General features: G+C 67.3%; 12 protein-coding genes and 1 tRNA gene. 1 reads left to right on the top strand and 12 read right to left on the bottom strand.

From position 1 onward, the window contains the following. Position 1: 1 nt before the first annotated feature. Positions 2–1,384 carry a histidine--tRNA ligase gene (hisS, locus tag IAE60_RS11205; protein ID WP_185895879.1) on the bottom strand — a complete coding sequence of 461 codons (1,383 nt, stop codon included), beginning with the start codon at positions 1,382–1,384 and terminating at the stop codon, positions 2–4. Positions 1,385–1,533: 149 nt separating this feature from the next. On the opposite strand from hisS, the gene IAE60_RS11200 reads away from it, so the two are divergent. Beyond that, positions 1,534–1,610: transfer RNA gene (locus IAE60_RS11200), tRNA-Pro, on the top strand. 80 nt (positions 1,611–1,690) lie between these two features. Here the strand turns inward: IAE60_RS11200 and IAE60_RS11195 are convergent. The 11 genes from IAE60_RS11195 to IAE60_RS11145 form a co-directional block, all read right to left on the bottom strand. After that, on the bottom strand, positions 1,691–2,617 hold the full coding sequence (locus tag IAE60_RS11195) for a hypothetical protein (RefSeq protein ID WP_222937110.1): 927 nt from the start codon (positions 2,615–2,617) through the stop codon (positions 1,691–1,693). Beyond that, positions 2,617–4,038, bottom strand: coding sequence for a glycosyltransferase family 2 protein (locus IAE60_RS11190; RefSeq protein WP_221893544.1), 1,422 nt, complete (start codon positions 4,036–4,038; stop codon positions 2,617–2,619). Before IAE60_RS11190 ends, IAE60_RS11195 begins: the two co-directional genes overlap by 1 nt. A 124-nt stretch (positions 4,039–4,162) precedes the next feature. Then, positions 4,163–5,443, bottom strand: coding sequence for a glutamate-5-semialdehyde dehydrogenase (locus tag IAE60_RS11185; RefSeq protein WP_187572300.1), 1,281 nt, complete (start codon positions 5,441–5,443; stop codon positions 4,163–4,165). A gap of 147 nt (positions 5,444–5,590) precedes the next feature. Continuing rightward, positions 5,591–6,739 (bottom strand): glutamate 5-kinase, encoded by a 1,149-nt coding sequence (proB, locus tag IAE60_RS11180; protein ID WP_185895876.1) that lies wholly within the window; start codon positions 6,737–6,739, stop codon positions 5,591–5,593. A gap of 7 nt (positions 6,740–6,746) precedes the next feature. Further along, the gene (locus IAE60_RS11175; protein ID WP_187572299.1) at positions 6,747–7,016 is read right to left on the bottom strand and encodes a YciI family protein; all 270 of its coding nucleotides are present in this window, start codon (positions 7,014–7,016) and stop codon (positions 6,747–6,749) included. Continuing rightward, the gene (locus tag IAE60_RS11170; RefSeq protein ID WP_187572298.1) at positions 7,001–8,293 is read right to left on the bottom strand and encodes an argininosuccinate lyase; all 1,293 of its coding nucleotides are present in this window, start codon (positions 8,291–8,293) and stop codon (positions 7,001–7,003) included. The genes IAE60_RS11175 and IAE60_RS11170 overlap by 16 nt, the downstream gene beginning before the upstream one ends. A gap of 78 nt (positions 8,294–8,371) precedes the next feature. After that, a complete protein-coding gene (gene argC, locus IAE60_RS11165; protein ID WP_187572297.1) occupies positions 8,372–9,322 on the bottom strand; it encodes an N-acetyl-gamma-glutamyl-phosphate reductase in 951 nt (316 codons plus the stop codon). Further along, positions 9,319–9,942 carry a GNAT family N-acetyltransferase gene (locus IAE60_RS11160; RefSeq protein WP_187572296.1) on the bottom strand — a complete coding sequence of 208 codons (624 nt, stop codon included), beginning with the start codon at positions 9,940–9,942 and terminating at the stop codon, positions 9,319–9,321. Before IAE60_RS11160 ends, argC begins: the two co-directional genes overlap by 4 nt. A 2-nt stretch (positions 9,943–9,944) precedes the next feature. Beyond that, entirely contained in the window at positions 9,945–11,264 is a 1,320-nt protein-coding gene (locus tag IAE60_RS11155) for an acetylglutamate kinase (protein WP_187572295.1), read from the bottom strand. A 79-nt stretch (positions 11,265–11,343) separates the two neighbouring features. Next, the gene (locus tag IAE60_RS11150; RefSeq protein WP_187572294.1) at positions 11,344–12,426 is read right to left on the bottom strand and encodes an acetylornithine deacetylase; all 1,083 of its coding nucleotides are present in this window, start codon (positions 12,424–12,426) and stop codon (positions 11,344–11,346) included. A 146-nt stretch (positions 12,427–12,572) separates the two neighbouring features. Then, on the bottom strand, positions 12,573–13,769 hold the full coding sequence (locus IAE60_RS11145) for an argininosuccinate synthase (protein ID WP_187572293.1): 1,197 nt from the start codon (positions 13,767–13,769) through the stop codon (positions 12,573–12,575). Positions 13,770–13,775: the final 6 nt, after the last annotated feature.

The raw sequence follows: 13,775 nt of genomic DNA, 5'->3' as shown, positions 1-13,775 counted from the left end.
GTCAGCGCCCCGCCAGTGCGCGTGCCTGTTCCAGCTCCACCTTCAGGCTGCTGGCCAGTTCCTCGCGCTTCACGTCGAACTGCTGCTCGCGCAGCAGGTCCTTCACCGTCACCACACCACGCGCCAGTTCGTCCTCGCCCGCCAGCACCACGAAGCGGATGCCCGCGCGTGAGGCGTACTGGAACTGCTTGGCCAGCTTGCGGCTTTCCATCTGCACTTCGGTATTGATGCCGGCCGCGCGCAGGCGGCGGGCGATATCCAGCGACTCGGCCAGCTGGCCCTCGTCCATCAGGGCGACCATGGCCTGCACGCTGCTCTCGTCGCTGCCGGCGATCAGGCCGGCTTCGCGCAGCTGCCAGAACAGGCGGGTCAGGCCGATGGAGATGCCCACGCCGGGCAGCTTCGACTTGGTGTAATGGCTGGCGAGGTCCTCGTAGCGGCCGCCGGAGCAGATCGAGCCGATCTGCGGGTACCCGTCCAGCTGGGTCTCGTAGACGGTGCCGGTGTAGTAGTCCAGACCACGGGCGATGGAGAAGTTCAGGCAGTACGCGCTCTCGGGCACGCCCAATGCCTTCACCAGTTCCAGCACCTCGCGCAGTTCGGCGAGGCCCTGGTTGAAGGTGTCGCTGCCCTGCCCCAATGCGTCCAGGCGCGCCAGCGCATCGGCATGACCGGTGCTGCGCACGGCGACGAAGTCCAGGATGCGGTCCACGCCCTCGGCCGACATGCCGAAGCCTTCGCCGGTCAGCGTCTCGCGCACGTAGTCGGCCCCGCGCTTGTCCAGCTTGTCGACTTCGCGCAGCACCAGCGCCTGCTGTTCGCCGTCGGTGACGCCCTGCGCCTCGAAGAAGCCGCGCATCAGCTTGCGGTTGTTCAGCTGGATGGTGAAGTCGCCGATGCCCAGGTCGCTGAACACGGCATGGATCACCGCCAGGATCTCGGCATCGAAGCGCACGCTCAGTGCGTCCTTGCCGATCACGTCGATGTCGCACTGGTAGAACTCGCGGAAACGGCCGCGCTGCTGGCGTTCGCCGCGGTAGACGCGCTGGATCTGGTAGCGGCGGAACGGGAACGTCAGTTCGTGTTCGTGCTCGGCCACGTAGCGGGCCAGCGGCACGGTCAGGTCGAAGCGCAGCGCCAGTTCGGGCAGGCCCTCGCCTTCCTTCGCCAATGCACCGGTGGACTGGACGAAGTAGACCTGCCGCTCGGTTTCGCCGCCGGACTTGGTCAGCAGGGTCTCGGACAGCTCGAAGACCGGCGTTTCCACGGGCAGGAAGCCGAAGCGCTCGTAGTTCCTGCGGATGGTGTCCAGCATGCGCTGGAAGGCGATCTGCTCGCGCGGGAGCAGTTCCATCACTCCGGGCGGGGTACGGGGCTTGATCAAGCGGGCAACTCCGACATGCGTAGACCGCGCATTTTACGTGTCCGGCGCCATCGGCCGCAGCCTTCCGGTGCCGCGGACCCGCGTGTGGCGAAAAGTCGGCCCCGGGTCTTGCCGGAACCGGGGCCGGTCACTACAATGGCGCGCTCAGTCGGGGTGTAGCTCAGTCTGGTAGAGCGCTACGTTCGGGACGTAGAGGTCGCAGGTTCGAATCCTGTCTCCCCGACCAATTGAAAAAGCCGGCCCTGGGCCGGCTTTTTTGTGCCTGAAGGAACGGTTCTCATGCAACCGGAACCCGCGCCGTCGCCTTCAGAACGCCACAAACGCCTGCAGGCGCAGATATCGGTACGAATAACTGTCGGTCCCCGTATCCGTCAGCACCGGCGTATCCGTGTAGCCGGCATCCAGCCGCAGCCATGTGTCCTTCCAGCGCGGCGTCTCCACGCCCACTTCCAGCATGCGCGCCCGCTTGGACGTGTCGCCCGCGCTGCGCTGCCGGCCCAGGCCCGCGCGCGCCGTGTACTGATAGCCACCCACGTGCCGGCGCCAGCCCACCACGCCCAGCGCCTCGCCGTACCAGCGCGGCGAATAGTAGTCCGCCTCGCGCGGCTCGCTGTTGCGGTAGTAGCGCGTGCGCAGCTGCAGGCTGAGACCCTGCTCCGGCGCCACCGCGAACACCACGTTGCCGCGCAGGTGCGTGCGCAGGTTGTCGCCCACCCCGAAGTCCTGCAGGCCCGCCACGCCGCTGGCCGACCAGCGCTCGCCCATCGGCACGTCGATGCCCGCGCCCGCGAAGGTCTGCACCCAGCCCTGTGCAACGCCGTTGCGCGTCTCCAGCACGTCGCGCTCGATGAAGAACTCCTTGCGGTAAGCGTCCAGGCTGTGGATCGAGGCACGGCCGATCAGGTCGTCCCCGTTCGTGCCCACATCGCCGTCCCACCGCCACCGCTCGCCCGCATCGCCCGCGCCGCTGACGAACACGCGGTCCTGGTCGTCGCGCCAGCCACGCCCGGAAAAGCGCGCGCGCTCCACCTTCACGCCCCACCAGTGCTCGATGTCGCGATGGTCCACGTCCCAGCCCAGCGCCAGCTTGCGGGCCTCGTTGCCATCCGCGTCCGATCCCACCCACAGATCGGTGCGCACGGCCTGCGTGGTTCCGTCGGTTTCCGCCTGCGCCAGGGCAGCGGGGGCCGCGGCGGCCAGGGCCAGCGCGGCGGTCAGCAGATAGGGCTTCATCATTTGGTCCCCCAGGTCTTGCGCAGGCGCAGCAGTTCGGCGGCATAGCCCATCACGCACACCGGCTGCAGGATCATGGTGTAGGCCAGCGTGTAGAACACGAAGCCGGAGATGTTCCGCCGGACCCGCAGATCCTGGCTTTTGAACATACGCGACTGCACCCGGAAGATGACGATGTTCCACAGCGCCGCCAGCGGCAGCACCAGCAGGGTCATGATGCCGGCGATCCAGTAATAGCCGAAGAAGGCCAGCACGATGCCGGGAATGAAGGCGAACGTGTACACCAGGTCCAGCGGCAGGAACAGCAGGTTCCACCAGATGAACAGCGTGGTCATGCGCGGCTTCACGAGCAGACGGCCGTGGCGCGCGAAGGCTTCCATCAGGCCGCGCGACCAGCGTTGGCGCTGGCGGGCGAACTGGCCCACCTTCGTGGGCACCTTGGTGAACAGGCAGGCCTCTTCGCAGTAGCCGATGCGCGCACCGGTTTCCAGCAGCGCCCACGACACCACGATGTCCTCGCCGACGCACTCGGGCCAGCCGCCCACGCCTTCCAGCGACGCGCGGGTGTAGAGCGAGAATGCGCCCTGCGCCACCAGCGTGCCGTGGTACATGCTCTGCATGCGTTTCACCGCGGCGATGCCGTGAAAGTAATCCCACTCCTGGCTGCGTGTCAGCCAGTTCTCGCGCGAGTTGCGCACCAGCACCGCGCCGGCGACGGCCACCGTGCCGGGCGGATCGGACAGGAAGCGTTCCACCAGCTTGCGCAGCGCATCGGCGCGCAGGTAGGAATCGCCGTCCACGGTGACCACCAGCGCCTGGCGCGTCTCGGCCAGACCGCGGTTCAGCGCCTTGGACTTGCCGCCATTCTTCGGCTGCGCCAGCACGCGGATCCGCAGGCCCGGGCGCGCGAGCTGGACGGACATCGCACGGGCAATGGCCAGGCTGTCGTCGGTCGAGCCGTCGTCGATCACCACCACTTCCACGCTGCCCGGATAGTCCTGGCGCGCCAGGCTGGTCAGGGTATCGGCGATGTTCTCGCTCTCGTTGTAGCAGGCGACCAGCACGCAGACGTCCGGCAGACGGTCGTACTTGCGCAGCACCGGGCGGCGGTCGGACAGGATGGAACCGATCAGGAAGGCATTCATGAAGCCCGGCACGTACGCGATGAATGCGATCACGAACAGCGCCAGCCCGAAGCCCAGCGGCTTGGAAAGCTCGTTCAACCAGGGCTGGGACAGCTTCACCGACATCGCGGCCCAGGCCAGCGACGCGAGCAGGATGAAGCTGTATTTCACCCGGACGGGCACATAGAAGCGGCGGCGCGCGGGCGCGGCATCGCCCACGGGCTGCCAGGACGGCTCGGCGACCGGTTCAGGCGGCGAGGTGTCCGGCAGCGGGAGGGACGTCTTGACGTCGTACATGGGGGATTGCATCGACAGGGGGGGCGCCCCTTTAATGCAATTGCCGTGCCACACGTCACATCACGCAATAACGGAGATTTCACCGCATTTTGCGAAGTCCATCACAAAAACATGACGCTTCGCGTCACTTTTCGCCCTCGGAGACCCCCAGCAATCCGGGGTGCCGCACCTGCCCTTCGCCGCGCACCACGAAGCGCTCGACGGTTAGTGCTTCCAGGCCCATGGGGCCGTAGGAATGCAGCCGGGTGGTGGAGATGCCGATTTCCGCGCCCAGCCCCAGTTCGCCGCCATCGGAGAAGCGCGAGGACGCGTTCACCATGACCACGGCCGAACGCAGGGCGTGCACGAACGCGTCCGCGTGGGCGGGATCGCGGGTGACGATCACTTCGGTATGGTCCGACGTATGGCGGCGGATGTGGGCAATGGCGGCGTCGAGGTCGTCGACCACGCCGATGGCGAGGACCAGGTCAAGGAACTCGGCGGCGAAGTCCTCTTCGGTCGCCGCCGCCGCATCCGGTATCCATGCCCTGCCCGCCTCGTCCACGCGCAGGTCCACGCCGCGCGCGCGCAGCGCGGCCGCCGCCTTCGGCAGGAAGCTCGGCGCGATGTCGCGATGGACCAGCACGGTCTCCAGTGCGTTGCAGGCCGACGGCCGGGACACCTTGCCGTCCACCAGCAGCGCCAGCGCCAGCTCCTCGTCGGCGCCGGCATCCACGTACTGGTGGCAGACGCCCTTGTAGTGCTTGATCACCGGCACGCGCGCGTGCTCGGCCACGAAGCGGATCAGCCCCTCGCCGCCGCGCGGGATCACCAGGTCGATGATGTCGCTGAGCTGGATCAGTTCCAGGATGGTCTCACGGCGCAGGTCTTCGACCAGCGTCAGCACCGCCTCCGGCAGACCGGCATCACGCAGCGCGCGCTTCAGCGATGCCGCGATGGCGGTATTGGAATGGATCGCTTCCGATCCGCCGCGCAGGATCACCGCGTTGCCGGCCTTCAGACACAGCGCGGCGGCGTCGGCCGTCACGTTCGGGCGTGATTCGTAGATCATCGCGATCACGCCCAGCGGCACGCGCACGCGCTCGACATGGATTCCGTTGGGCCGGTCGTAGGCACGGGTGACCTGGCCCACGGGGTCCGGCAGCTCCGCCACTTCGCGCACGGCAGCGGCGATGCCCTGCAGGCGTGCCGTATCGAGCCGCAATCGATCCAGCATGGCGCTGCCGATGCCTTTTGCGGCGGCCGCTTCGATATCGCGTGCATTGGCGGCCAGGATCACGGCTTCGTCGGCCAGCAGGGCACCCGCCATCGCGCGCAGCAGGGCGTTCTTGGCTTCAGTGGGCAAGGATGCGATGGCCGTCGCTGCGTCGCGGCATTGCAGGGCCAGCGTCTTGATGTCGGTCATTCGATTTCCTTGCTCATGATCGGTCATGGAACCCATGCCCTTGTAGGAGCGCCCTCGGGCGCGATGCTTTTCGATCTGGATTCCCGAGCAGGAGCATCGCGCCCGAGGGCGCTCCCACAAAAGCGTGTGGTACCGGGCGGCGATGCCTCACAGCAGCACCAGATCGTCGCGATGCACGACGTTCTCGCCATAGGTGTAACCGAGTATGCCTTCGATCTCGCGCGAATGGCGCCGGGCGATGCGGCGGATGTCCACCGCCGAGTACTGGCTGACGCCCCGTGCGATGCGGCGTTCGCCTGCATCGTCGCGCAGCACCAGCTCGACCATGTCGCCGCGGCGGAAGTCGCCCTCCGCCGTGGTCACGCCGCCCGGCAGCAGCGAGGCACCCTTCTGCCCCATCGCGTTCGCCGCACCGGCATCCACCACGATGGCGCCGGCCTCCACCGGCACGTTGCGCAGCCAGTACTTTCGCGCAGCCAGACGGTTCTGCGCGGGGCGGAAACGCGTGCCGATCAGCGCACCACGCGCCAGGGCGGACACGGTGCCCGCCTGCGTGCCGTTGAACAGGAAGGTCTCGATGCCGGCGGCGGCCGCCTTCGCCGCGGCTTCCAGCTTGGTGTGCATGCCACCGGTACCGACACCGCTGCCGGCGCCGCCGGCCATGGCGAAGAACTCGGGCGTCAGCGCCTCCACGTCCAGGATCGGCTGCGCCCCGACCTGCGTGCGCGGGTTGGCGGTGTAGAAACCGTCGATGTCGGTGGCGATGAACAGGGCGTCGGCATCCACCAGCGCAGCCACGACCGCGGCGAGGTTGTCGTTGTCGCCCAGCTTGAGCTCGTCGACGGAGACCGTGTCGTTCTCGTTGACCACAGGCAACGCGCCGAGCGCCAGCAGTTCCTGCAGCGTCGCGCGCGCATTGAGGTAGCGACGCCGGTTGCGCAGGTCGTCGTGGGTCAGCAGGACCTGCGCGACGGGCCGATCGAAGAACCGCTGCCACAGCGCGATCAGCTGCGCCTGCCCGAGTGCGGCCAGCGCCTGCCGTTCGGCCATCGCGGCGCCGGCCTGCGGCTTGCGGTGCAGCAGGCCGCGTCCCGCCGCCACCGCCCCTGACGACACGATCACCACTTCGCGCCCGGCCGCGATGCTGGACGACACGAACTGCGCCAGGTTCAGCGCATGGCGCGGACTGAGTCCTTCGCCCTCGCCCGCCAGCAGGCTGCTGCCGACCTTAAGCACGGCACGGCGCCAGGCCGGCAAGGGTTGTTCTGCGAACGGAAGCGGCGAGGCGGGCGTCATGGTCGGATCAGCGGGTGTTCCATTCGTACACGGTAAGGTCGGAAGTGCCGGTCAGCGCCAGGGGATCGCGGGCCGCGACCGCCCGCGCCTCGTCCAGCGAGGATACGTTCACCAGCACGTAGGCGCCGCCCGACCTGTCGCTGAAACCGCCGGTCATTTCCAACTGCCCCATCGCGCGCAGTTCTTCGAGGAAGGCGAGGTGCGGCGCGATCACCGCTTCGTCGAACGACGGCCGACGCATCGCCATGACCAGGTAGCGCGTCACAACGCCTCCCATCGCACGATCAGGGCATCCAGGCGCAGGTCCGCCGCGGCGCCCGGCGATGTCCGCGCGGCCAGGCTGCCCTCCGGTGTGCGCCCCTGCCCTGCGCTGTCCGCGGATGCGGCGGCCGCCTTGTAGGCCTCGCGGAACGGGACCCCTGCCACCGCCGCTTCGACGGCGACATCGGTGGCATACATGCCCGAATCGATCGCCGCACGCAGCCGGTCCCCGCGCCATTCCAGGTTCGCCAGCAGCGCCGGCAGCAGTTCCAGCGCCGGCAATCCACGGCCGAAGCCATGCAAGATGGCGCCCTTGCTGGCCTGCAGGTCGCGGTGGTATCCCGACGGCAGCGACAGCAGCTGTTCGATCTCCATCCGTGCTGCCGCGACGCTGGCATGGGTGGCGCGCATCAGTTCGATGACGTCGGGATTGCGCTTGTTCGGCATGATCGAACTGCCGGTGGTGTACTGCGCCGGCAGCGCGACGAAGCCGAACTCGGCGCTGGTGAACAGCGACAGGTCCCACGCGATGCGGCGCAGGTCCAGCGTGGCGCCGCCCAGCGCTTCCAGCGCAGCCAGTTCGAACTTGCCGCGCGAGAGCTGCGCGTAGAGGGGGCTGACCTGCATGCGCGCGAAGCCCAGCGCGGCGGTGGTGTGCTCGCGGTCCAGTTTGAGGTTGACGCCGTAGCCCGCCGCGGTGCCCAGCGGATTGGCATCCACCAGCTTCAGCGTGTCGCGCGCGCGCATGGCATTGTCGATGAAGGCTTCCGCCCAGCCCGCCCACCACATGCCGGCAGACGATACGACGGCGCGCTGGATATGGGTGTAGCCCGGAATCGGCAGGTCGCGTTCGGCCTGCGCGCGGTCCAGCGCCACCTTGGCGATCTCGCGCGACAGCACCGCCACGCGGGCCAGCTTTTCCTTCAGCCACAGCCGCGTGGCCACCAGGATCTGGTCGTTGCGGCTGCGTCCGGTATGGATCTTGCGGCCGGCATCGCCCAGACGTTCGGTCAGCCGCGCCTCGATGGCGGAGTGGCCATCTTCGAAACGCTCATCCAGCACGAAGTCGCCGCGCTGGAAATCCTCGGCAAGGATCGCCAGTTCGCGCTTCAACCCGGCCAGTTCGTCGCCCGACAGGATGCCGATGCGCTGCAGGCCTTCGGCATGCGCGGTGCTCGCCTGGATGTCGTGCAGGAAGAACTCGCGATCCAGCACCACGTCGTCACCTGCAAGGAAACGCTGGATCTCCGCATCCACCGCCACGCCGGGCTTCTGCCACAACAGATTCGTCATCGAAATCTCCATAGAACTGTAGGAGCGCCCTCGGGCGCGATGCTTTTCTACGACCCATGATCGCGCCCGAGGGCGCTCCTACAAAGGCACGCCTTCGAGCTCTTCATGGCCGAACGCCAGGTTGAGGTTCTGCATCGCCTGCGTCGCCGCGCCCTTGAGCAGGTTGTCCAGGGTCGCGGCCACGACCAGACGCTTGCCGCCGGGGGCCAGGGTGAAGCCGCCGATCTCCACGCCGTGCCGGCCGGCGATGCGGCTGACCCAGGGCGCCTCGTCCAGCACCTGGATCAACGGTTCGCCCGCATAGCGCTCGCGATAGAGCGCGCGGATGTCCTCGATCTTCATCGCCGTCTGCAGCCACAGATTCACCGTCATGGTGATGCCACGGAAGTGCGGCGCCACGTGCGGCATGAACTCCACCGGCAGACCGAGTTGGCGGCTGACCTCGCGCTCGTGCAGATGGTCGGCCAGCGCGTAGGGCATCAGGTTGTCGCGCAGCAGTTCGATGTTGTTCTTGTCCGACGGCGTGGTGCCTGCGCCGGAATAGCCGGACACGCCGAAGCACTGCGGCGGACCGGCTAGGCGGTCCTTCAGCGGGGCGATGGCCAGCTGCATGGCGGTGGCATAGCAGCCCGGATTGCTGATGCGTTTCTGTCCCGCATACTTCTGCCGGGTCAGTTCGGGCAGGCCGTAGTACCAGCGCTCGTCGAAACGGTAGTCGGCGGACAGGTCGACCACGACGGTATCCGGCGCCTGCGCGTCGATGGCCGCGACAAGCTCAGCGGCCTTGCCGTTGGGCAGCGCCAGGATCACCGCATCCGCGCCGTTGCCGCCCACCTGTTCGTGGCTCAGGTTCTCGTAGCGCAGTTCGCCGGAGAACTCCGGGATATGGTCGCTGACCTTCTGTCCATCGAGCTCGCGCGAGGACACGAACGCCAGTTCGAGGTGCGGATGGCACGCGATCAGGCGGATCAGCTCGGCGCCTGTGTGCCCGCGGGCGCCGACGATGCCGACGGTCTTGGAGGTGCTCATGGGGAATCCTGTTCGTGCCGTGCCAGCTTGGCCAGCAGGTTGCGTTTCACCGCCGGCCATTCGCCGTCGATGATCGAGAAGACGACGGTGTCCCGCGGGGAGCCGTCGGAGTGGCGCTTGTGGTTGCGCAGGACGCCGTCCTGCTTGGCGCCCAGCCGGGCGATGGCGGCACGCGAACGGTGGTTGAACCAGCTGGTCTCGAACACCACGCTGATGCAGCCAAATGTCTCGAACGCATGCGTGAGCAGCAGCAGCTTGGCTTCGGTATTGACACCGGTCCGCTGCACATCCGGCGCGTACCAGGTGTAGCCGATGCTGAGCTTGGGCACGTCCGCTTCCATTCCGTAGAACCGGGTGCTACCAACGACGCGTCCCTGCGCATCGCGCACCACGAACGGCAGCACGCGCCCATCGGCCTGCGCCGCCAGCGCAGCGTCCACATATGCGTCCACACGGGCCGCCGTCGGCACCTGGGTGAACCACAGCGCGGCAAGCGCGTCGCCCGCCAGGGCCGCACGCAGGCCGTCGACGTGCGCATGCGCCATCGGCTCCAGGTGCGCATGCCGCCCCGCCAGGGTGGGCACCTCACGCCATGCGGGCGGCAGGTCGTCGATCGCCATGGTCAGTCCTTCAGCGTCGGCAGGCGCGTGCGGCAGTGGGCCACGCAGCGCTCGATGTCGGCGAAATCCTCGATGCCGTACCAGAACACCTTCCACTTCTCCTGCTTGTAGCAGCCATCGGATTCGGCGTAGTAGAAGATGTTCACCTGGTTGTTGTGGCGCGAGCGCCAGAACAGCTGCGGATTCTCCTCGCGCATCACGTGCCAGACGGCGCGCCCCAGGCCCTCGCCCTGTGCATCGTCCAGCACGGCGAACTTGTCCAGGTAAGCGAAGCCCTCCTCCCGCGTGAGGATCAGCGCGGTGCGGTAGTTCTCACTGATGTAGACGCGGTAAGGCGTGGTGCGCTGGAAGTAGTCCGGCACCAGCGTGCGGCCGAAGCTGGATTCGATCAGCGTCTTCAGTCGTGCCAGGTCCACGCCGTCCCAGCTGCCTTCGAACCGCAGCACGCGCTCGCCGCGCCGCACCAGCGTTCCGGAACCGCGATGGGTGAACAGCTCCTTGGCCAGTTCGGCAGGCTTGGTGATGGACACCGACGAGGTCAGCGGCAGGCGGTCCAGCAGATCCTTGATCTGCTCGATCTTCACCCGCATCCCGCCGTTGATCCACGGCTGCGCCATCAGTTCGTCGTATTCGGTCGACAGGTTGATCGAATCGATCACCCGGCCTTCCGCATCCAGCAGGCCACCGGTGCCGGTCAGGAAGATGATCTTGTACGGCTGCAGCACCTGCACCAGTTCGTTGGCGGCGAAGTCGGCATTGATGTTGAGGATCTGCCCGCCGACGGTCTCGCCCATGCTGGCGATGACGGGAATGGAGCCCGCCTTCAGGCTGGCCTCGATCGGGGCCTGGTTGATGCGGGTGACATCGCCGACCAGCCCGTAGGTGGCCTGGTCCTTGTACTCGGCCTCGAACACGCCGGACACGATGGAGGTCGCGCGCGCACCGACCTGCTGCAGCGCTTCCACCAGGGCCAGGTTCTGCTGCAGGAACACCTTGCGCACGATGGCCAGCACCTCCGGCGTGGTCACGCGCAGGCCGTTGACGGTCTGTTTGGTGATGCCCGCCGCCGTCATTTCCTCGTCCAGCTGCGGCCCCGCGCCATGCACAACGATCGGCGTCAGGCCGACTTCCTGCAGGAAGGTCAGCGAGGACGTCAGCGATTCGAGATCGTCGCGCAGCACGGCCCCACCGACCTTCACCACGGCGAAACGCTTGGCGTCCAGCTGCGAGAAGCGCTTGACGTACTGCGAGATCTCCTTCGCGCTGGCCATGCTGGACAGCAGGCGAATGATGGTCTGGCGGGTTTGCTTGTTCGATTCCATGTCTCTTGCTTTCGTGGGGCGGGCCTCGGCCCGCCGTCATCATCATTGCGCATGACGGGCCGAGGCCCGCCCTACGGTGTTATTGGAGGATCCTTGCCACGCTCTCGGCGTACCGCTGCAACTGTTCCAGCGATACCCACTCGTCGGCGGTATGTGCCTGGGCGATGTCGCCGGGACCGTAGACGAAGGCGGTCAGGCCGGCCGCGGAGAACAGCGAGGCTTCCGTCCAGAAATCCACCGCATTGCCGATCGGCAGGCCCAGCTCGTCGGCCAGGTCCCGCGCGGCCAGGCGGCGTTCCTCCGCACGGGCCACATCGCCCGATGGCAGCGACGGGCCGCGGAAGGTCTCTTCGTACTCGGCCAGCGCATCGGCATTGGCCAAGCCACGGAACGTGGCGTGCAACTCGGCCGGATCCTGCGACGGCAGTGGGCGGAAACCGAAACGGACTTCGGCACTGGGCGCGATCATGTTCGCCTTGATGCCGCCTTCGACCCGTCCGATATTGAAGCGCAGGCCGGTCAGGCCGCCGAAACGCAGGTGATGCTGGGCCTGCACGAAATCCAGCGCCGATGTGCCCCAGCGCATCGCATTGTGGAGCGCACTGAGCGAGAGCGCATTCTCGGCGGAGGCGTGCCCGGCCTGGCCCTTGAACGCCATGCGAACAGCGCTGATGCCGCGATGCGCCAGCACGGCCTGGCACTGCGTGGGCTCGGCGATGATGGCTTCGCCGAATCCGTGGTCGCGCGCCAGGAAGGCCGCGATGCAGCGCGCATCGTTCGCTTCCTCGTCCGTCGTGAACAGGAACGCAGCGTCGCCTTTCGTCACCTGCGCGGCGGCCACGAGCGCGGCGGCTGCGCCCTTGATGTCGCAGGCACCCAGGCCGATGGCACGGTCGCCTTCGATGCGCAGCACGTGCGGATCGGCGCTCCACGCCGGCGAGGACGGCACGGTGTCCAGGTGCACGTTGAACACCCGCTTCGGCCGCCCGCGCACGGCGAAGAACGACACCGCACCGGCGCCGTGGTCGGTTATCTCGATGCGGAAATCCGGCAACTGCGTGCGCAGATAGTCGAAGATCCCCTCGGTGCCGATGTCGCGCGGCGGGTTGCGGGTGTCGAAGGACACCAGCTTGTCGAGGTGCTGGAGAACGGATGGCAGCATGGTGTGTGTCCGTGGACCGTCGTCGTTTCGAACGTCATCCCGGCGTACGCCGGGATCCATCTTGTTTTTGCTTCTGGAGCGTCCGAAGCAGAATCAAACTGGATTCCAGCTTGCGCTGGAATGACAGCAGGGCTTTTCCCGAAGACTCAGCGGTTGATCTCGGCCCACAGGGTCGAGCTCATGCCGAACAGCTTGATGAAGCCCTCGGCCTCCTCGACCCCCCAATCCGCCGACTGCGCGTAGGTCGCGCCCTTGGCGTTGAGGATATGCGGGGACTTCACCGCCACTGCGTCGACGCGGCCGCCGCGGGTCTCCAGCATCACCTCGCCGTTGACGGTAGCCTGCGAGGACTGCAGGAAGGCTTCCAGATCCGCCTTCAGCGGATCGTGGTAGAAGCCTTCGTACACCAGCTCGACCCACTTGCGTGCGATCTCGGGCTTGAAGCGGTTCTGCTGCTTGGTCAGCACGGCTTCTTCCAGCGCGCGGTGCGCGGCCAGCAGCGACACCAGACCCGGCGCTTCGAACACGATGCGCCCCTTCAGGCCGATCACGGTGTCGCCCGTGTACACGCCGCGGCCCACGCCATAGGGCGCGAACAGCGCGTTCAATTTCGCCAGCAGCGCGGCGCCGGCGACGGGCTGTCCGTCCAGGCTGACCGCCTCGCCGTTCCTGAAGCCGACCGTCACCCGCAACGGTTCCACCGGCCATTCGGCACGGGGCGCGCACCAGCCACGGGCGCCCTCGCCCGGAGCCGACCAGGTGTCGATCTCGCCGCCGGACATGGTCAGGCCCAGCAGGTTCTCGTTGATGGTGTAGCTCTTCTGCTTGGCGCGCACACCGAAGCCGCGCTCTTCCAGGTAGGCCTGTTCGTAGGCTCGGGTCTGCGTGTGTTCCTTCTGGATCTCGCGGATCGGCGCCACGATGCGGTAGTCGCCGCTGGCCTTCACCGCCAGATCGAAACGTACCTGGTCGTTGCCCATGCCGGTGCAACCGTGCGCGATGGCGTTGGTGCCCAGCTCGGCGGCCCGCTTAAGCGCGGCGTCGACGATCAGGTAACGGTCGGATACCAACAGCGGGTACTGGCCCTGGTAGCCCTCCCCCGCCCACACGAACGGCTTGACGAAGCCCTCCCAGATCGCCGGGCCACCATCGACGGTGACGTGACTGGCCACGCCCAGCTCAGCGGCGCGCTGTTCGATGAAGGCGCGTTCTTCGGCATCCACGCCGCCGGTATCGGCGAACACGGTATGGACGTTCCAGCCGCGTTCCTTCAGGTAGGGCACGCAGAAGCTGGTGTCGAGGCCGCCGGAGAAGGCGAGGACGATGTCTTTGGACTGGTTCATGGGTGT

It is taken from the genome of Pseudoxanthomonas mexicana (assembly GCF_014397415.1).
In the GTDB taxonomy this organism is placed as follows: domain Bacteria; phylum Pseudomonadota; class Gammaproteobacteria; order Xanthomonadales; family Xanthomonadaceae; genus Pseudoxanthomonas_A; species Pseudoxanthomonas_A mexicana.
The sequence above is the reverse complement of the archived record's forward strand: the minus strand, read 5'-3'. Positions and strand labels throughout refer to the sequence as shown.

What these genes read in the sequence shown, in the direction of transcription:
- IAE60_RS11195 (WP_222937110.1), bottom strand. Translation starts at nt 2,617, where the DNA reads ATGAAGCCCTATCTGCTGACCGCCGCGCTGGCCCTGGCCGCCGCGGCC.
- IAE60_RS11190 (WP_221893544.1), bottom strand. Translation starts at nt 4,038, where the DNA reads ATGTACGACGTCAAGACGTCCCTCCCGCTGCCGGACACCTCGCCGCCT.
- IAE60_RS11185 (WP_187572300.1), bottom strand. Translation starts at nt 5,443, where the DNA reads ATGACCGACATCAAGACGCTGGCCCTGCAATGCCGCGACGCAGCGACG.
- proB (WP_185895876.1), bottom strand. Translation starts at nt 6,739, where the DNA reads ATGACGCCCGCCTCGCCGCTTCCGTTCGCAGAACAACCCTTGCCGGCC.
- IAE60_RS11175 (WP_187572299.1), bottom strand. Translation starts at nt 7,016, where the DNA reads ATGGGAGGCGTTGTGACGCGCTACCTGGTCATGGCGATGCGTCGGCCG.
- IAE60_RS11170 (WP_187572298.1), bottom strand. Translation starts at nt 8,293, where the DNA reads ATGACGAATCTGTTGTGGCAGAAGCCCGGCGTGGCGGTGGATGCGGAG.
- argC (WP_187572297.1), bottom strand. Translation starts at nt 9,322, where the DNA reads ATGAGCACCTCCAAGACCGTCGGCATCGTCGGCGCCCGCGGGCACACA.
- IAE60_RS11160 (WP_187572296.1), bottom strand. Translation starts at nt 9,942, where the DNA reads ATGGCGATCGACGACCTGCCGCCCGCATGGCGTGAGGTGCCCACCCTG.
- IAE60_RS11155 (WP_187572295.1), bottom strand. Translation starts at nt 11,264, where the DNA reads ATGGAATCGAACAAGCAAACCCGCCAGACCATCATTCGCCTGCTGTCC.
- IAE60_RS11150 (WP_187572294.1), bottom strand. Translation starts at nt 12,426, where the DNA reads ATGCTGCCATCCGTTCTCCAGCACCTCGACAAGCTGGTGTCCTTCGAC.
- IAE60_RS11145 (WP_187572293.1), bottom strand. Translation starts at nt 13,769, where the DNA reads ATGAACCAGTCCAAAGACATCGTCCTCGCCTTCTCCGGCGGCCTCGAC.